The following is an 18,033-nucleotide window of genomic DNA, read 5'->3' on the forward strand; positions in this document are numbered from 1 at the left end:
CGGTTCACTAGAAGTCCAGCAGCACGGCGCCCCAGGTGAAGCCGCCGCCCACGCCTTCGAGCATGAGCGTGTCGCCCTTTTTCACCTTGCCGCTTCGCACCGAAGCATCGAGCGCGAGGGGAATGGATGCGGCGGACGTGTTGCCGTGCTGGTCCACCGTCACCACGAGCTTGTCCAGCGGCAACTTCAGCTTCTTCGCGGTGCCTTGCATGATGCGGATGTTGGCCTGGTGGGGGATCAGCCAGTCGATGTCGGCCTCGGTGCGGCCTGCCTTGGAGAGCGTCGCCCTAGCCGCATCCTCGAGCACGCCGATCGCGAGCTTGAAAACCGCCTGCCCGTCCATTTTCAGAAGGGGGTCGCCCAGCACCTTGCCGCCGGAAACGTTTCCCGGCACGCACAGGATGCCGACGTGTTTGCCGTCGGCATGCAGGTCGCTCGCCAGGATGCCGGGCGTGTCGGACGCTTCCAGCACCACGGCTCCCGCGCCGTCGCCGAAAAGGACGCAGGTGGTGCGGTCGGAAAAATCGAGGATGCGCGAGAACACTTCGGCACCGATCACCAGTGCCTTGCTGGCGGCGCCCGTCTTGATCAGGGAATCCGCGATCGTGAGCGCGTATACGAAGCCGCTGCATACCGCCTGGACATCGAACGCGGCGCATCCGGCGATGCCGAGCTTGTTCTGCAGGATGCACGCGGAGGACGGGAACACCATGTCCGGCGTGGAGGTGGCGACGATGATCAGGTCGATCTCGGAAGCTGCGATGCCCGCGGCCTCCAGCGCGTTCCGTGCCGCCTGCGCGCCCAGGTCGCTGCTCGTCACTTCAGGCGCTGCGAAATGACGGGCCTGGATGCCGGTGCGCTCGATGATCCACTGGTCGGACGTTTCGATGCCCCGGGCCGCGAGCTCGCCGGCAAGGTCGGCATTGGTGACTCGGCGCGGGGGCAGGAAGCTTCCGGTGCCGGTGATGCGTGAATATCGGGTCATCAGGGAAATGGATCAGGACGCCGCAGTTTCCATGGTGCGCGCCTCGCCTTCGCTGCCCACGAGGAGGGGCCGGGCATGGGCGATGCGCGTCTGGACGCGCTCCAGGAGGTTGTTTCGCGCCGCATCATACGCCCGGTTCAAGGCCTGGCTGAAAGCGAACTCGTCGGCCGATCCATGGCTCTTGAAGACCAGCCCCCGCAGGCCCAGCAAGGCTGCGCCGTTGTAGCGACGGTAATCCACGCGACTTTTGAATGCAGATAGGACGGGATAGGCAAAGATAGCAGCCAATTTGGTCACGATATTCCTGTTGAATTCTTCCCTCAGGAAACCGCCGATCATGCTCGCCAGGCCCTCGCTCGTCTTCAGCATGACGTTCCCCACGAACCCGTCGCACACGACGATGTCGGTGGTCCCCTTGAAAATGTCGTTGCCCTCGACGTTGCCGTAGAAGTTCAAGTCCCCGGAATTGGCCGCAGATCGAAGCAATTCACCCGCTTTTTTGATCACTTCGCTGCCTTTTATCTCTTCCTCCCCGATATTGAGCAGCCCGACGGAGGGGGCCTCCACATGGTTGAGCGCGGACACCAGCGCCGACCCCATGACGGCAAACTGCAGCAGGTGATGTTCGGTGCAGTCCACGTTCGCCCCGAGGTCGAGCACCGTGGTGGCACCGCCCTTCGCATTGGGCATGGGGTAGGCAATAGCGGGACGGTCGATCCCGTCGACCGTCTTGAGCAGGTACCTGGCCAGCGCCATCAAAGCGCCGGTGTTTCCCGCGGACACCGTGGCCTGCGCGTGTCCGTCCTTGACCTGCTGGATCGCGATCCGCATCGACGAATCTTTCTTGCGGCGCAGCGCGACTTCGACGGCGTCGTCCATCGCGACGACCTCGGAGGCATGGACGACGCGGGCCCGCTCATGCACGAGCCCACCCAGCTGGTCCTGTGCGCCCACCAGCAACAAGTGAGCGTCGGGATGCGCTTGCAGAAACTGCCGGCAGGCGGCGAGCGTGACTCGGGGGCCGTGGTCTCCCCCCATGCAATCGACGGCCAGGGTTGTCATGGGCTCAAATGTAGAGGGAATCGGACGGGCAGGCCTACCGGCAGCCGGTGCCAAAAATGAAGGCCCGCGCTGCGGGAGCGCAGCCGGGCCTTTGGGGGCGGGATCCGGTTCAGTGCGAGCCGTATCAGGCCGGGGGTATCAGGACTCGTCTTTGGTCTTGAGCACCTTGCGGCCACGATAGAAGCCCGTCGGGCTGATGTGGTGGCGCAGGTGGGTTTCGCCGGTGGTGGGTTCCACCGCGATGCCCGGCACCACGAGGGCGTTGTGCGAGCGGTGCATGCCGCGCTTGGACGGCGATTTCTTGTTCTGCTGGACGGCCATGAGGGGCTCCTCGGTACGTTGAACCCCGCGCAGGGAGCGCCCGGGGTCGAAAAGGGTGGGTAGGGGCCAGCGAGGGTGGCACTGGCGGAAAAGCCCATGATTATAGCCCAACTCCTGAATGCGCCGCGTGTCTAGGTGGAGCCGCCCTTGAGCTTGCCCAGGACCGCAAAGGGATTTTCCCGCGCGCCCGCCCCCGCGTCGAAATCCTCGTCCGCCACGCTCATGGACAGCTGCTGCGGGCACACGTCGTGGCGGGGGGCGAGAGGGGTTTCCATCAGCAGCTCATCCTCGACCAGCTCCAGCAGGTCGAACTCCCGCGACAAGGCCAGCACGTCTTCCTCGGCCTCCTCATCCTGCGCGGCCGCGAGGTTTTCGTCGGCGACGAAACGGAAACGGCGATCCGTCGTCACGTTCACGTCCACGGGACCCAGGCATCGCTGGCAGGTCAAAGCGAGCACCGCCCCGGCCTCGAGGTGAAGCCAGATCTCGGGATTCACATGGCCGGGGTTGCGCATCTCCCCCGTGGCCGACCAGACGACGGGCGCCGGAGATTCCGTGTCCTGGGTCTCGGCCACCAGCCTGGCGTAGCGGGCAAGCGGCTCCTCGCCGCGCAGCGTGGCACCGGCCTCGGCGAAAGCTTTCACATCCAGGCGGCGCGGCGGGAACTCCTTGGTCATCGGCCCAGTGTAAGAGAATCGCGCCATGTCCGAGGCTCCCACCCCTGCCCCACCCCGCCGGCTCGTGCTGGGCTCCACGTCACGCTACCGCCGCGAGCTCATGGAGCGGCTGCGGATCCCGTTCGATGTCGCCGCGCCCGACGTGGATGAAACGCCCCGCCCCGGCGAGCGCCCCGACGAACTCGCCCGGCGCCTGGCATTGGCCAAGGCCCGCGCCGTGGCCGCCATGCATCCCGGCGCCATCGTGATCGGCTCGGACCAGGTCTGCGATTTCGACGGCGAGCCCCTGGGCAAGCCCGGAACGCATGACAACGCCGTGATCCAGCTTCGGCGAATGCGCGGGCGCGCGGTCGTGTTCCAGACCGCGGTGGCCGTGGTCTGCACGGATGCGGGATTCGAGGCGGTCGAGCTGGCCCCGGTGAAGGTTCGGTTTCGCGAACTCAGCGACGAAGAGATCGAAAACTACCTGCGGCTGGACCAGCCCTACGACTGCGCAGGCAGCGCACGCAGCGAAGGCCTGGGGATCGCGGTGGTCGACGCCATCGAGAGCGACGACCCCACCGCGTTGATCGGACTGCCCCTCATCCGTACCTGCCGCATGATCCGCGCCGCCGGCGTGAAGGTGCCGTGATGCACGACACCGGCAAGGGAGCCCTCTACCTCGTGCCCGCGCCGCTCGATTTCGGCTGCGCGGTGCAGGCGCCGCTCGCGGATGTGATGCCGCAGGCCACCTTGCTCCAGGCATCGGCGTTGTCGCACTGGATTTGCGAGAACGCCAAGTCCGCGCGCGCCTATCTCAACCGCATCGCGGAACTGCATCCGCTGTCGCTGCCGCTGCGCGAACAGCAGATCGTCGAACTGCCGCGCGAAGTGCACAAGAAGGGCGACCACGCGGTGGCTTTCGACGCCCGCCCGATGTTGACTGCGGCTCTCTCTGGACACGACATCGGGCTGCTGAGCGAGGCGGGGATGCCCGCGATCGCGGACCCGGGCTCCTCGGTGGTCCGCGCCGCGCACGACCTCGGCCTGCGCGTGGCGCCCCTCGTGGGTCCGGTGTCGCTTCTGCTGCTGCTCGCCGCGAGCGGCATGAACGGGCAGAACTTCGCTTTCGTGGGTTACCTGCCGCAGGATTCCATCCAGCGCGCGCAGCGCCTGCGGGAATTGGAGAACCTGGTGCAAAAGACCGGCCAGACGCAGCTGTTCATCGAAACCCCCTACCGCAACGCCGCGATCTGGGACGCGCTCGTCAAGTCGCTGCAGCCTGGCACGCGGCTCGCGGCGGGCAGCTCGCTCACCATGCCCGACGCGCAGGTGCGGAGCTTGTCCATCGCGCAATGGCGCCACGAGGCGTCGCCGGTGTCCAACGACACGCCGGCCGTCTTCGCCATCGGGCGCTGACGCTCAGCGGATCGCCGGAATCGCCTTGAGCGCGCGGATGGCGCCCTCGCCCATGGCCGCGCCGAATTTCTTCGCCAGGCGCTCGGCGACGTTGTCGCGGCGCGTGTAATCGACCAGCTCCTCCGCCTTCACCACCTCACGCGCAACGAAGTCCAGGTTGCCCAGCTGGTCGGCGAGGCCCATCTCCACCGCCTGCTGGCCCGTCCAGAACAGGCCGGTGAAGAGTTCGGGGGTCTCCTTGAGCCGCTTGCCGCGCCCGGCTTTCACCGCGTCGATGAACTGCTTGTGGATCGTGTCCAGCATCGCCTGTGCGAACACCCGATGCTTTTCGGTCTGCGGGCTGAACGGATCGAGGAATCCCTTGTTCTCCCCCGCCGTCATGAGGCGGCGCTCGACACCCAGCTTGTCCATGAGGCCCGTGAAGCCGAACCCGTCCATCAGCACGCCGATGCTGCCGACGATGCTCGCCTTGTCCACGAAGATCTTGTCGGTCGCCGCGGCGATGTAATAGGCGGCCGACGCACAGGATTCCTCGACGACGGCGTAGACGGGCTTCTTGTACTTGACCCGCAGGCGCTTGATCTCGTCGTTGATGATCCCCGCCTGCACCGGGCTGCCGCCCGGCGAGTTGATGAGCAGCACCAGCGCCTGGGCGCCGTTGTCCTCGAACGCCGTGCGCATCGCCGCAGTCACGGCCTCCGCACTGGCGTCGCTGCCCGAGGCAATCTCGCCCTTGATCTCGATCACCGCGGTATGCGGGGTGGATTTGTCCGTGCTTGCGCTGCCGCGGTGCGTCAAGCCCCACACCAGGAACACGAAGAACGTGAGCCAGGCGAGGCTCCTGAAGGCGCGCCAGCGGCGCGCGGCCCGCTGCTCCCGCAGCGTCTCGAACACGAGTTTTTCCATCGTGGTGCGCTCCCACAGCCCGGGGGCCGTGGTGCGGTCGGACTCGTTGTACGCGGCGGCGCGTGAAGAAGGAGCCGGAGGCTCGGGCGGCAGGGTTTCGTCCATGTGTTCAGAACTCGACGGGTTTCAGGTTGTAGGCAGTATGCCAGTGGACCACGCCATCACGCTCGGTGAGGGCGATCTTCACGAGTCCCCCGCGGCAGGGGCCGCCCGCGCAATCGCCGGTGTCCGGCCGGTAGGCCGCGCCATGCGTGCTGCAGAGGAGCCAGCGGCCGGTGTCGTCGAAGAAGCGGTTGGGCTGCCAGTCGAGCTCCATCGATACGTGCGTGCAGCGGTTCAGGTAGGCGTGCACGGCACCTTCGAACCGGATCGCGAAGGCGCGGCAGGTCTGCCCGCCGAACACGACGTCGAAAGGCACGGCGTCGCCGCCCTCGGCCAGGTCCGAGGCGTTGCACAGGGGAATGAGCTCGTCGCCCATGGCCTCACGCGTTCGCGAGGAGCCAGGCGCGCAGGTCGGCCACCGAATGCGCGATGAACAGCGGGTTCAGCGCGCCGAACTCGCCGGGTTCGTGGGCACCGTAGCTCACCCCCACCGACGGGCAGCCCGCATTGACGGCCATCTGCAGGTCGTGGGTCGTGTCGCCGATCATCAGGGTGCGCGACGGCTCGGTGCCGAATTCCTGCATCAACTCATGGAGCATGCGCGGATGGGGCTTGCCCGCGGTCTCGTCGGCGGTGCGCGATCCGTCGAACACGCCCTTGAGCTGGACGCTGTGCAACGCGTCGTCGAGGCCGCGGCGCGATTTGCCCGTCGCCACCGCGAGCAGGTGCTGCTGTGCCTTCAGGTCGTCGAGCAGGCCGAGCACCCCTTCGAACAGCATGAGGTCGTTCTGCCGGGCCAGGTAGTGGTGGCGGTAGCGTGCGCCGAGCTCCGCATACTTCGATTCCGGCACGTCGGGCGCCGCGTGCGCGAGCGCCTGCATGAGCCCCATGCCGATCACGTAAGCCGCAGCCTTGTCGGTCGGCATCGCCCCGCCCACGTCGACCACTGCCTGCTGGATGCAGCGCACGATGATCTGCGTGGAATCGAACAGGGTGCCATCCCAGTCGAAGGCGATGAGGTCAAACCGGCGGGGACGGGGCGTGGGCATGGTCGGCGAACTTCTGCAATTCCGCCGGCAGCGGGGCGATCAGTTCGACGCGTTCCGAGGTGGCGGGATGATCGAACTGTAACCGCCACGCATGCAGGAACATGCGTTTGAGCCCCTGTTTGTGCAACTGCCGGTTCGCCTCGAAATCCCCGTACTTGTCGTCGCCGGCGATCGGGTGGCCCTGGGATGCGAGATGCACCCGGATCTGGTGCGTCCGTCCCGTCTTGATGGTCACTTCCAGCAGCGTCAGCCCCTCCAGCTTGCGCGCGACCTTCACGAGCGTGATCGAGCGCATGCCGTCCGGATCGTCCTTCGCCACCACCTTCACGCGCCGCTCTCCGTCGTCCTGCAGGTACTTGTGCAGCGGCAGGTCGATGACCTTCTTGCTGGCCGGCCATGCGCCATTGACGAGCGCGAGGTAGGTCTTGCCGGTTTCGCGCTCGCGGAACTGGTCCTGCAGGCGCGTCAGCGCCGAGCGCTTCTTGGCCACCAGCAGGATGCCCGAAGTCTCGCGGTCGAGCCGGTGGACGAGCTCCAGGAACTTCGCGCCGGGCCGGGCCTGCCGCAACTGCTCGATCACTCCGAAACTCACGCCGCTGCCGCCGTGCACAGCCACGCCCGCGGGTTTGTCGATGGCAATCAGGTGCTCGTCTTCCAGCAGGACAGGAAACTCACGCGCGGGCGCGGGCCGCTCCAGCTTCTCCGCGATCCTGTCCGAGACCCGCACCGGGGGCAGCCTGACGACGTCGCCGGCCGCCACTCGGGTATCGGCGCCGGCCCGCCCCTTGTTCACGCGCACTTCGCCGCTGCGGATGATGCGGTATACATGCGTCTTGGGCACGCCCTTCAGCTCGCGGATGAGGAAGTTGTCGAGCCGCTGGCCGGCCGAATCCTCCTCGACCGTCACGAATTTCACCTGCGCGCTTGCAGGGGGCGGATCGCCCCCTATAATGTGTTTCACTAGCGTAACGCTGTAAGTGGTTGATTTGCCTTGGAGTTTAGTCCACGCATCGGCCCGGGTTGCGCTGGAAGGTCGATGCCACCTTGCTCCGGACGCGCAGATTTGCCAGCCATCGCTGGCGATGGCCCGTCCAGGTCGGGGTCAAGCCGGCACTTTGAAACACCGATACGGAATAACAGTCCGCAAGCCCAGGCTTGCCGGACGGACAAAGCGAGAACCCCTGTGTTGATGGCGATACTCCTGGCCTGCTGGCGGTGGCTCATAGCCCCGGCCGAAGCCCGTGTACCGCCGTCCGCACGCCTCACGGGGCCCCGGCCCGCCGCGAAACATGCGGCGCCCGGGCACCGCCGATACGGCGGCCCCCCTCTCGCCCTGCTCCACGAGCCCTTGCCACGCCAACCGAGCCCGTCTCGGTAAGCGCGCGCATCCGCGGCAATTCCATTCGTTTCAAGGCGCCTGCCCGGCATCGTTGACCCCAGAGCGGGTCTGTGATGACACATGCAAAAGAAGGTGACGCTATGAAGCGGATGCTGATCAACGCCACGCAGGCGGAAGAACGCCGGCTGGCGATCGTCGACGGACAAAAACTCCTCGACTACGAAATCGAAATCGAAGGGCGCGAACAGCGCAAGGGCAACATCTACAAGGCCGTCGTCACGCGCGTCGAGCCCTCGCTCGAAGCCTGCTTCGTCGACTACGGCGAAGACCGCCACGGCTTCCTGCCGTTCAAGGAAATCTCCCGCACCTACTTCGCCCAGGGCGTGCCGGTCAACCAGGCCCGCATCAACGACGTGATCCGCGAGGGCCAGGAACTGCTGGTCCAGGTCGAAAAGGAAGAACGCGGGAACAAGGGCGCGGCCCTCACCACCTTCGTGTCGCTCGCGGGCCGCTATGTGGTGCTCATGCCCAACAACCCGCGCGGCGGCGGCGTCTCGCGCCGCATCGAGGGCGAGGACCGGGCCGAGCTCAAGGAGAACATGGACCAGCTGGAGTATCCGAACGGCATGTCCATCATCGCGCGCACCGCCGGCATCGGCCGCAGCGCGCCCGAACTCCAGTGGGACCTGAATTACCTGCTCAAGCTCTGGGGCGCCATCGACGGCGCGTCCAAGGGCGGCAAGGGCGCCTTCCTGATCTACCAGGAATCGTCGCTCGTCATCCGCGCCATCCGTGATTATTTCAACCACGACATCGGCGACATCCTGATCGACACCGACGACATCTACGACCAGGCGCAGCAGTTCATGGCGCACGTGATGCCCGAGCACGCGGCGCGCGTGAAGCGCTACCGCGACGACGCGCCCCTCTTCTCGCGCTTCCAGATCGAGCACCAGATCGAATCGGCCTATGCGCGCGAAGTGAAGCTGCCGTCCGGTGGCGTGGTCGTGATCGACCACACCGAAGCGCTGGTGTCCATCGACGTCAACTCGGCGCGCGCCATCAAGGGCGGCGACATCGAGGAAACCGCGACGCGCACCAACCTCGAAGCCGCCGACGAAGTGGCCCGCCAGATGCGCCTGCGCGACCTGGGCGGCCTGATCGTCATCGACTTCATCGACATGGAAGAGTCGAAGAACCGCCGCGAAGTGGAAAACCGCCTGCGCGACGCGCTGCGCCAGGACCGCGCCCGCGTGCAGTTCGGCACGATCAGCAAGTTCGGCCTGATGGAGATGAGCCGCCAGCGCCTGCGCCCCGCCCTGTCCGAAGGCGCATCCATCCCCTGCCCGCGCTGCGGCGGCCACGGCCACATCCGAGACACGGAAAGCTCCGCGCTGCAGATCCTGCGGATCATCCAGGAAGAATCGATGAAGGACGGCACGGCCGCCGTCCATGTGCAGGTGCCGGTGGAAGTCGCATCCTTCCTGCTCAACGAAAAGCGCGCCGAGATCGCGAAGATCGAGCTCAAGCAGCGCCTGAACGTGATCATGGTGCCCAACAAGACGCTGGAGACGCCGAATTACCGGCTCGAGCGCCTGAAGCACGACGACCCGCGCCTGGACAACCTGCAGGCGAGCTACCACATGGCTGAGGAAATCGAAGACCCCACGGCCGTCACGCGCCGCTCGCACGAGCGCACCAACAAGCAGGAGCCCGTAATCAAGGGTGTGCTGCCGGACGCACCCGCACCGATCGTTCCGCCGAAGCCGGAACCCGTGAAGGCCGCCGAACCCGTGAAGGCGGCGGAACCCGCCGCAGCGCGCAAGCCCGCTCCCGCGCAGGCGCCCGCGCCGGCGCCGGTCCCGGCCGAGCAGGGATTCATGGGCTGGCTCAAGAGCCTCTTCGGTGCCGCGCCGGCGCCCGCGCCGGTCGCGGCCGCTCCGGCCGCCGAGCCGAAGCGCGAGGACAAGCGCGAAGGCGCGCGCGACGGCGCGCGGGGCGACGGCAACCGCCGTGGCGGCCGCGGCCGCGATGGCGAGCGCCGCGATGGACGCCGCGGCGAAGGCCGTGGCCAGGGCGGCGAACAGCGCCGCGACAGTGAAGCGCGCCGCGAAGGCGAGCCGCGCCGCGACCGCGCCGAAGCAGGTACCGAGGGGCAAGCCCGCAACGAGGGCGGACGCCAGCAGGGCGACCAGCGCCGGGGCGAGCCGCGTGGCGAACGCGCGGAACGCGGCGGCGAGCGCAACGGATCGCGCGACCGCCGCGACGGCGAACGCCGTCCGGTGGAAGGCGCTGCCGCGGGCATGCCCGCGTCGAACGAAGGCGCACCGCGCGAAGCCAGGCAGGACCGGCCGCCGCGCGGCGAGCGTCCGGATGTCCGCGGCGAAGGCCGCGGTGAAACCCGCCCGGAAGGCCGCGGAGAAAGCACGGAGCAACGCGGTGAGCGTGGTGAGCGCGGCGAAAGCCGTGGACGCCGCGGCGGCCGCGGCGGCGACCGCGGTCCGCGCGAGCAGGCGCCCGGTGAGGAAGTTGCCGGTGCAGCCGCGCTCGCAGGGGCTGCAGCGTCTGTCGGCATGGTGGCCGACACAGGTGGCCAACAAGCACCGGCGGCCGACCCGGTGCTCGAGTCGCATACCCACCAGGACGCGGCGCAGGATGGCCAGCAGGCTGGAAACGGTGGAGAGGAACGCCGCCGCTCGCGTGACCGCTATGGCCGCGACCGCCGCGAACGCGGCGGCGACCGCGCACCCCGCGAAGAAGGTGCCGCACCCGATGCGCAGCAACAGGAATCGCGCGTGCGCTACCCGACCGGCTTCGTGAACGACGAGGGCGAGCCCGCCTCCGAGCCGGCGCCCTACGCGGCGTCCACCGTCGCTGAGCCGGCGCAAGCTCCGTTGCAGGCCGAGGCGCCGGCGCCGGTCGCGTACACGCCTGCGCCCCGCCCCGTTGCCGCACCCGTGCCGGCGCCCGCCGCACCCGCTGCTGCCGCGCGCGAATTGCCCAAGGTCCAGCCCTTCCAGCTGCCCGTGCAGGAACTGGTGCAGGTCGCGGAAGGCTCGGGCCTGCAATGGGTGAACTCGGACGCCGCGAAGATCGCCGCCGTGCAGGCAGCGATCGCTGCGGAGCCGAAGCCGGTCCGCGTGCCCCGCGAGCGTCCGCCTGCGGTCGTCATCGATGAAGGTCCGCTGGTGCTGGTGGAAACGCGGCGCGATCTCGGCGAGATGAAGCTGCCGTTCGAGCAGACGTCGCTGCCGCTGTAACCCGGACAGCGCGGCCGGCTAGTCGCTGGCCGCGCGCTTCCAGGCCTGCGCGGCGGTTTGCTCGTCGCCGCGCTCCTCGGCCAGCAGGGCGAGGGCTCGCCACGCATTGCGATGCAGCCTCGCATCCTTCAGGCCCATCGCGGCCTGCGACATGAGTTGTTGCGCCTTGCCCCAGAGCTGGCGCTTCATGCACGCCATTCCCGCCAGGTATTGCAAGGTCGCGTCGCGCGGATTGGCGCGCTGCGCGGCTTCGATGCGCGCGAGCCACGCGCCGTCCAGGCTGTCCAGCCCGGCTTCCAGCGCGCGCACGAGCTTCACCTTCAATGTCTCCCCGAGCTCGCCCTGGCGCTCCCAGACCGGCAACAGCCAGTCTCGCGCAAGGTGCGCGTCGCCGCCCAGGGTGATCAGGCGTTGCGCCGCATGCACGGCGAGCTCCGGCATCGCGCGCTCCGACGGTTCGAGCGACGCCCACGCACGCTGCAGCTGGTTCACGTCGTGCGCGCCGTTGAGCAGGTCGATCGCCAGCCCCCGCACGATGCTGGCCGCCGCGCCCGCCGAAAAAGCGCGGTGCTTCGCGAGCAGGCGGGCCGTCTCCAGCGCCTCGCCGGTGCTCTGCGACAGGCGCGCGGCCTTCAGGCGCATGCGCAGCGCGAGCGTGCGGCGCGCGGCGCCCTGCGGCAAGCCCTTGAGCCAGTTCATCGCGGCCACCGGTTCGTGGTCGTCCAGCGACCAGCGTGCCGCGCGCATCAGGGCGCCCTCGTGCGTCTCCTGCGCGTCGCGCGAGGTGCCCTGCTCGAGCGCGGACTTGAGGTGTTCGTCGCGCCCTGCCTTGTCCTGCAGCGATTGCGCGCTTTCGGCCGCCAGAACGTGGGCCAGCGTGCGGACCTGGGCGGCATTGGTGGGCGCCTGTCCGCCGTCCGTGAGCGACTTCTCCTGCGCGAGCGCGATCTCCGCCGACTTGCGCGCGCGGGTGAAGCGCCCCGCGATGAGGTGCGAGATCGCGTCGAGGATGGAGCCGTGCATCGAACGCTCCTTCTGCAGGGCCCGCCAGCGCAGGGCCTGCCGCGGCAGGTCGAACAGGGCCGAAAGCGCGCGCAGCACCGCGTGCGCGAACATGAACAGGCCGAGCAGCAGCAGCAGCACGAGGTTGAGCCGCACGTCAACGCGGTACGGGGGCCAGAACAGCGTGACCGTGCCCTGGCTGTTGCTTGCAAAGAGGGCGATCGCGACGGCGATGCCGAACAGGGCCAGGAGCCAGAGGGCTGCGCGCATGCGTCTACCTGCCCGCTGCCGCGGTCGCAAGGACGGCCAGCGTTTCGTCGATGCGCGGGAGTTCCACCGTGCGCAGCTGCGCCTGCACCTGCTGCGCGAGGGCGATCGCGACCTGCGTCTTGCGCGCGGACGGGTCGAAGTATTTACGCAGCGCGGCGGTGGAGGCGGCCACGTCCGCGCGCGCGGAATCGGTCTGGCGCGCGAGCAGCGCGAGCCGCGCGTTGAGCAATTTGAGCTTGAGGTTCTCGCGCAGGAAGAACGCCTGCTCGGGCGCGAGCAGCGCAGCCTCGGGCTGGTCCACCCGGCTCACGCGGACCAGGTTGCGGGCTTCGTCGCGGACGTCGGCCAGCAGGCGCTCCCACCACGGCAGCGCCGCCGGGACGGCCGCCTTGTTCGCGGCGGATGCCGGGCCCGCCGGCGCGACCGCATTGGCCATCGGCAATTCATCGACCTGCCTCGCCAGTTCGTCGAGCTTCACGAGCAGGCTGGGCACATCCGTCACGCTGGCGGCACGGACGCGATCGATGTCGCGCGCGATCGCGGCGCGCACACGGGACAGGCGCGGTTGCGCTGCGCGGTCGAGGCGCTTGTCCGCGTTGCGCAGTTCGGCCAGCAGCGGCTCGACGGTGGCCGTGAGCTGCGCCTGCTGCTGCGCAAGGCGCAGGGCCGACTCGATGTCCACCACGAGGTTTTCGTCCCGCGAGCGCGACAGGCTCTGCATGAGCTCTTCGATCTGCGTGCGCTGCAGCGCGACCTCGCCCAGGCGCGTTTCGGTCAGCGCCTGCCGCGCGGCCGTGTCGCGCGCGAGTTCCTGGGCCTGCCGGGCCAGCGTGCGCGCCTCCAGGGCGCTGGCGCCGCTGTCGGCGCTTTGCCGCGCGAGCTGCTCCTGGATGGTCGACAGCTTCTGCCAGAGCAGGCCGCTGGCGACCAGCGCCAGCGCGGACAGCGCGAGGAAGAAGTACATCACACCGCGCACGACCACCACGTTCGCATTCCCGGCATTCGCTGCGCCGTCGCGCGGCGGCTGCGCCACCTCCAGCGTGGGAACGGGGCTCACGTTGGCGGGATCGGCGGGCTCTGCACTCATCCCAAAGATTTTAGGGCCGCGACCACGGCGTCGAGGCCCGGTCGTGACTCGCAAACAACACCGAACCCTGCCCGCCGTGCGCGCTCCGCGATGCGCGCATGCGTCGCGATCGCGCGCGCCTTCGACCAGTCCGCACCCGGGACGAACGACGACAGGTTGGCAACGGCCTGCGAACTGCTGAAGAGCCACACGGCATCGGCCCATTGCATGCGAATCGCGCGCGTGGCGGCGCCGTCGTACACCGGCGCGCGGCGCACATAGGCAGCGACCGACTGCACTGACGCACCCGCCGCTGCCAGCTGTTCGGCGAGCCAGTCGCGCCCCGCAGGCTCGCCATCGCCGTCCGAGCCGCGCACGATGAGGACGGCGTCGCCGGCCCGGATCTGCGACGCCACGCGCTGCCACAGGGTTTCCGAATCGAATTGCGCGGCGTCTGCCGCCGGTGCATCGACCCACGCGGCGTCCACACCGGCGGCCAGCAACGCGTCCCGGGTGCCGCTCCCCGTGGCCCAGGCGCGGGTGCGAACCGGCCAGGAAGCACCCGCCGGGCGCTGCGCGAAGAAGTGCCGCACCGCATTGCCGCTCACGAACATCACTGCGCGCGTGGGCATGGAAGCCAGCGCACGCCACGCCCGCTGGAGCGCCTGCGCATCGCCCACCGGCTCGATGGCGATGAGCGGGAACGAGACGGCGTCGAAGCCCTGCAGACTCAGCCCGCTCACCCACGCGCCGGCCTCGGCGGCGGGGCGGGTGACGATCACGCGCATGCCGGGGTCACCGCGCGCCGCCTTCGCGCAGGCGCATCGCCACCGCCGTCCCCAGCGCTGCCGCCTGCGAGACATCCGCGGCGATCAGCGCCGACTGCGCGCGCACCGGCGGCACGGCGCCTTCCGGGTCTCCCCATGCCGCGCGCAGCTGGAGGAACTCGCCGGAAAAGGTCGCGAAGGCCGCGAGCGGCATCGAACAGCTCCCGCCCATCGCGCGGCTCACCGCGCGCTCGGCCGAGACGGCCAGCGCGGTGGCGTGATGCGACAGCGGCTCGAGCGCGTCGAGCAGGTCGCGGCGCGCCGACAGGACTTCGATCCCGAGTGCGCCCTGTCCCGCGGCGGGCAGCATCTCCTCCGGCTCGAAGGCCACGCGGATGCGCTCGCCCAGGCCCAGGCGCTTGAGGCCCGCGGCCGCCAGCACGATGGCGTCGAACTGCCCCTCGTCGAGCTTGCGCAGCCGCGTGTCGAGGTTGCCGCGCAGCGGCTCGATCTTCAGGTCCGGGCGCATGGCGCGCAGCAGCACGACGCGGCGCAGGCTCGACGTCCCCACCACCGCGCCTTGCGGCAATTCGGCCAGGCCGGCATAGCGGCTGGAGACGAACGCATCGCGCGGGTCCTCGCGCTCCATCACGCACGCGAGGGCAAACCCGGCAGGCAGGTCCATCGGCACGTCCTTGAGCGAATGCACGGCGAGGTCGGCGCGACCCTCTTCGAGCGCGACTTCGAGCTCCTTTACGAAGAGGCCCTTGCCGCCGACCTTGCTCAGGCTGCGGTCGAGGATCTGGTCGCCGCGCGTCGTCATGCCCAGCAGCGACACCTGGTGGCCGCGCGCCTCGAGCAGCGACTTGACGTGTTCGGCCTGCCAAAGCGCAAGGCGGCTTTCGCGCGTGGCGATGACAAGCTTGCTCAATCTCGTAACCTGTTGGAAATGCCTGGGGGGGAGTGGATGCTAGCATGCACGCTGCCAAAAAATTAAGCAAAAGACCATGCCGACCGCCGTGCCGCCACCCGCCCCCACCGCCTCGCGGCGAGCCCGCGAGAACGAGCGCCCGCTGGTGGAGGACATCCGGCTGCTCGGCCGCATCCTCGGCGACGTGATCCGCGAGCAGGAGGGCGTCGAAGCCTACGAGCTCGTAGAGCGCGTGCGCAAGCTCTCCGTCGCCTTCCGCCGCGATGCCGACCATGAAGCCGATCGCGCGCTCAAGTCCCTGCTCAAGTCGCTGTCGGGCGAGCGCACGGTGAGCGTGATCCGCGCCTTCACGTACTTCAGCCACCTGGCCAACCTCGCGGAAGACCGCCACCACATCCGCCGCCGCGCCGTGCACGAACGCGCGGGCGATACGCAGGAAGGCAGCATCGAGGTCGCGCTCGCGCGCCTGCGCTGGGCGGGCATCTCGCCCAAGACCGTCTCGCAGACGCTCGCGCAAAGCCATGTCTCCCCGGTGCTCACCGCGCATCCCACGGAAGTGCAGCGCAAGAGCATCCTCGATGCGGAGCGGGACATCGCGCGCCTGCTCACCGAGCGCGACGAGATCAAGTCGCGCGCGCTGCCCAAGGACGCGCTGGCGCCGCGCGAGCTGGCCGCGAACGAATCGCAGATCCGCGCGCGGGTGATGCAGCTGTGGCAGACCCGCCTGCTGCGCTTCACCAAGCTGCAGGTGGCCGACGAGATCGAGAACGCGCTCAGCTACTACGAGGCGACCTTCCTGCGCGAAATCCCCAAGCTGTACGCGGACCTCGAACGCGAACTGGGCACGCACCCGGTGGCCAGCTTCCTGCGTATGGGACAGTGGATCGGCGGCGACCGCGACGGCAACCCCAACGTCAGCGCCGAAACGCTGGAATACGCCTTGCGCCGCCAGAGCGAAGTCGCGCTGCGCTTCTTCCTCACCGAAGTGCACTACCTCGGCGGCGAGCTGTCGCTGTCGGCCATGCTGGTGGAAGTGACGCCGGCCATGCGCGCCCTCGCGGAACGTTCGCCCGACACGAGCGAACACCGCCAGGACGAGCCCTACCGGCGCGCGTTGACCGGCATGTACGCGCGCCTGGCGGCGACGCTCAAGGCGCTCACGGGCGGCGACGCCGCGCGCCACGCCGTCGCGCCGCAGAACCCGTACCTGCGCGCGGAGGACTTCCTCGCGGACCTGCGCACGATCGAGCACTCCCTGCTGGCCCACCGCGGCACCGCGATCGTGGAGCAGCGCCTGCATCCGCTCATCCGCGCCGTCGAGGTCTTCGGCTTCCACCTCGCGACGGTCGACCTGCGCCAGAGCTCCGACCAGCACGAGGCCGTCGTCGCGGAACTGTTGAAGGTCGCGCGCGTGGAGCGGAACTACGCGGGCCTCGACGAAGCGGCGCGCAAGGACCTGCTGATCCGGCTCCTGTGCGATGCCCGTCCGCTGCGCGTGCGCGGGGCGGCCTACTCCGATCTGGCGCGCCACGAAATCGCGATTTTCGAATCCGCGCGCGCGATGCGCGAGCGCTACGGCTCCCAGGCGATCCGCCACTACATCATCAGCCATACCGAGACGGTGAGCGACCTGCTGGAAGTGCTGCTTCTGCAAAAGGAAGCCGGCCTCTTCACGGGGACACTGGACGACAAGGCCGTGTCCGACCTGATCGTCGTGCCCCTTTTCGAGACCATCGACGACCTGCGCCACGCCGCGCCGATCATGCGCGAGTTCTACGCGGTGCCGGGCATCGCACAGCTCGTGCAGCGCTCGGGGGCCGAGCAGGACATCATGCTGGGCTACAGCGACAGCAACAAGGACGGCGGCATCTTCACGAGCAACTGGGAGCTGTACCGCGCGGAGATCGCGCTGGTGGCGCTCTTCGACGAACTCGCGAACAGCCACAACATCCAGCTGCGCATGTTCCATGGCCGCGGCGGCACCGTCGGCCGCGGCGGCGGCCCGAGCTACCAGGCCATCCTGGCCCAGCCGCCCGGCACGGTGCGCGGGCAGATCCGCCTCACCGAACAGGGCGAGGTCATCGGCTCCAAATACGCCAACCCCGAGATCGGCCGGCGCAACCTGGAGACCCTGGTCGCCGCGACACTCGAAGCCACGCTGCTGCAGCCGACCAAGCCCGCCTCGCGCGTATTCCTGCAGGCGGCCGAGACGCTGTCGCAGGCCAGCATGAAGGCCTATCGCGCGCTGGTGTACGAAACGCCGGGCTTCACCGAGTATTTCTTCGGCTCCACCCCGATCCGCGAGATCGCGGAGCTGAACATCGGATCGCGCCCGGCCTCGCGCAAGGCGACGCAGAAGATCGAGGACTTGCGCGCCATCCCCTGGAGCTTCAGCTGGGGCCAGTGCCGGCTCACCTTGCCGGGCTGGTACGGGTTCGGCACGGCCGTGCACGAGTTCCTGCACGAGAACCCGGAGGCCTCGCGCAAGGACGCGCTGGCGCTGCTGCAGAAGATGTATCGCCAGTGGCCCTTCTTTCGCGCGCTGCTCTCCAACATGGACATGGTGCTCGCCAAGAGCGACCTCGCGCTCGCCTCGCGTTACGCGGAGCTGGTCGCCGACGCGCGGCTGCGCAAGCGCATCTTCGGCGTGATCGAAGCCGAGTGGCATCGCACGGTGGAAGCGCTGCAGGCGATCACCGGGGAGCGGCAGCGGCTGGCAGGCAATCCGTCACTGCAACGGTCGATCAGGCATCGCTTTCCGTACATCGACCCGCTGCATCACCTGCAGGTGGAGCTGGTGCGCCGGCACCGCGAAGGCAAGCTGGACGACCGGGCGCGGCGCGGAATCCACATTTCGATCAACGGGATTGCGGCTGCCCTGCGCAACACCGGGTGATT

16 protein-coding genes are annotated in these 18,033 nt (G+C 68.8%); 4 read left to right on the top strand and 12 right to left on the bottom strand.

The features are described from left to right. Positions 1 to 7 precede the first annotated feature (7 nt). From I5803_RS07665 to I5803_RS07680, 4 genes are all read right to left on the bottom strand, one after another. Entirely contained in the window at positions 8 to 985 is a 978-nt protein-coding gene (locus I5803_RS07665; RefSeq protein WP_196985782.1) for a beta-ketoacyl-ACP synthase III, read from the bottom strand. Positions 986 to 997: 12 nt separating this feature from the next. Further along, entirely contained in the window at positions 998 to 2,047 is a 1,050-nt protein-coding gene (gene plsX, locus I5803_RS07670) for a phosphate acyltransferase PlsX (protein WP_196985783.1), read from the bottom strand. Between the two features lie 138 nt (positions 2,048 to 2,185). Next, positions 2,186 to 2,368, bottom strand: coding sequence for a 50S ribosomal protein L32 (rpmF, locus tag I5803_RS07675; protein ID WP_196985784.1), 183 nt, complete (start codon positions 2,366 to 2,368; stop codon positions 2,186 to 2,188). Between the two features lie 131 nt (positions 2,369 to 2,499). After that, positions 2,500 to 3,045, bottom strand: a complete 546-nt coding sequence (locus tag I5803_RS07680) for a YceD family protein (protein WP_196985785.1) — start codon at positions 3,043 to 3,045, stop codon at positions 2,500 to 2,502. Between the two features lie 25 nt (positions 3,046 to 3,070). Here I5803_RS07680 and I5803_RS07685 point away from each other — a divergent pair, with 25 nt between their 5' ends. Together I5803_RS07685 and I5803_RS07690 are read left to right on the top strand one after the other, a co-directional pair. Then, positions 3,071 to 3,676 carry a Maf family nucleotide pyrophosphatase gene (locus I5803_RS07685; RefSeq protein ID WP_196985786.1) on the top strand — a complete coding sequence of 202 codons (606 nt, stop codon included), beginning with the start codon at positions 3,071 to 3,073 and terminating at the stop codon, positions 3,674 to 3,676. Continuing rightward, on the top strand, positions 3,676 to 4,443 hold the full coding sequence (locus I5803_RS07690) for an SAM-dependent methyltransferase (RefSeq protein ID WP_196985787.1): 768 nt from the start codon (positions 3,676 to 3,678) through the stop codon (positions 4,441 to 4,443). The genes I5803_RS07685 and I5803_RS07690 overlap by 1 nt, the downstream gene beginning before the upstream one ends. A 3-nt stretch (positions 4,444 to 4,446) precedes the next feature. Here the strand turns inward: I5803_RS07690 and I5803_RS07695 are convergent, their stop codons facing one another. From I5803_RS07695 to I5803_RS07710, 4 genes are read right to left on the bottom strand one after another with little or no spacing between them, the layout of a single operon-like run. After that, positions 4,447 to 5,454: a S49 family peptidase gene (locus I5803_RS07695; RefSeq protein ID WP_196985788.1), complete on the bottom strand. Its 1,008-nt coding sequence runs from the start codon at positions 5,452 to 5,454 to the stop codon at positions 4,447 to 4,449. Between the two features lie 4 nt (positions 5,455 to 5,458). Continuing rightward, complete coding sequence (locus I5803_RS07700) at positions 5,459 to 5,827, bottom strand: Rieske (2Fe-2S) protein (RefSeq protein ID WP_196985789.1); 369 nt, start codon at positions 5,825 to 5,827, stop codon at positions 5,459 to 5,461. Between the two features lie 4 nt (positions 5,828 to 5,831). Beyond that, complete coding sequence (locus I5803_RS07705; RefSeq protein ID WP_196985790.1) at positions 5,832 to 6,500, bottom strand: HAD family hydrolase; 669 nt, start codon at positions 6,498 to 6,500, stop codon at positions 5,832 to 5,834. Continuing rightward, positions 6,472 to 7,461, bottom strand: coding sequence for an RluA family pseudouridine synthase (locus I5803_RS07710; protein WP_196985791.1), 990 nt, complete (start codon positions 7,459 to 7,461; stop codon positions 6,472 to 6,474). The genes I5803_RS07705 and I5803_RS07710 overlap by 29 nt, the downstream gene beginning before the upstream one ends. Before the next feature lie 518 nt (positions 7,462 to 7,979). On the opposite strand from I5803_RS07710, the gene I5803_RS07715 reads away from it, so the two are divergent. Then, positions 7,980 to 11,099, top strand: coding sequence for an Rne/Rng family ribonuclease (locus tag I5803_RS07715; protein ID WP_196985792.1), 3,120 nt, complete (start codon positions 7,980 to 7,982; stop codon positions 11,097 to 11,099). An 18-nt stretch (positions 11,100 to 11,117) separates the two neighbouring features. On the opposite strand, the gene I5803_RS07720 is transcribed toward I5803_RS07715, so the two are convergent. The 4 genes from I5803_RS07720 to hemC are packed head-to-tail and all read right to left on the bottom strand — an operon-like array spanning position 11,118 to position 15,135. Continuing rightward, the gene (locus I5803_RS07720) at positions 11,118 to 12,371 is read right to left on the bottom strand and encodes a heme biosynthesis protein HemY (RefSeq protein WP_196985793.1); all 1,254 of its coding nucleotides are present in this window, start codon (positions 12,369 to 12,371) and stop codon (positions 11,118 to 11,120) included. Positions 12,372 to 12,375: 4 nt separating this feature from the next. Beyond that, complete coding sequence (locus I5803_RS07725; RefSeq protein WP_196985794.1) at positions 12,376 to 13,458, bottom strand: uroporphyrinogen-III C-methyltransferase; 1,083 nt, start codon at positions 13,456 to 13,458, stop codon at positions 12,376 to 12,378. Next, positions 13,455 to 14,225: a uroporphyrinogen-III synthase gene (locus I5803_RS07730; protein WP_196985795.1), complete on the bottom strand. Its 771-nt coding sequence runs from the start codon at positions 14,223 to 14,225 to the stop codon at positions 13,455 to 13,457. Before I5803_RS07730 ends, I5803_RS07725 begins: the two co-directional genes overlap by 4 nt. 7 nt (positions 14,226 to 14,232) lie before the next feature. Continuing rightward, positions 14,233 to 15,135, bottom strand: coding sequence for a hydroxymethylbilane synthase (gene hemC, locus I5803_RS07735; protein ID WP_196985796.1), 903 nt, complete (start codon positions 15,133 to 15,135; stop codon positions 14,233 to 14,235). A 76-nt stretch (positions 15,136 to 15,211) separates the two neighbouring features. Here hemC and ppc point away from each other — a divergent pair, with 76 nt between their 5' ends. Next, positions 15,212 to 18,031: a phosphoenolpyruvate carboxylase gene (ppc, locus tag I5803_RS07740; RefSeq protein WP_196985797.1), complete on the top strand. Its 2,820-nt coding sequence runs from the start codon at positions 15,212 to 15,214 to the stop codon at positions 18,029 to 18,031. The last annotated feature ends 2 nt before the right edge of the window (positions 18,032 to 18,033 follow it).

The sequence above is a fragment of the Caenimonas aquaedulcis genome, from assembly GCF_015831345.1.
Classification (GTDB): Bacteria; Pseudomonadota; Gammaproteobacteria; order Burkholderiales; family Burkholderiaceae_C; genus Ramlibacter; species Ramlibacter aquaedulcis.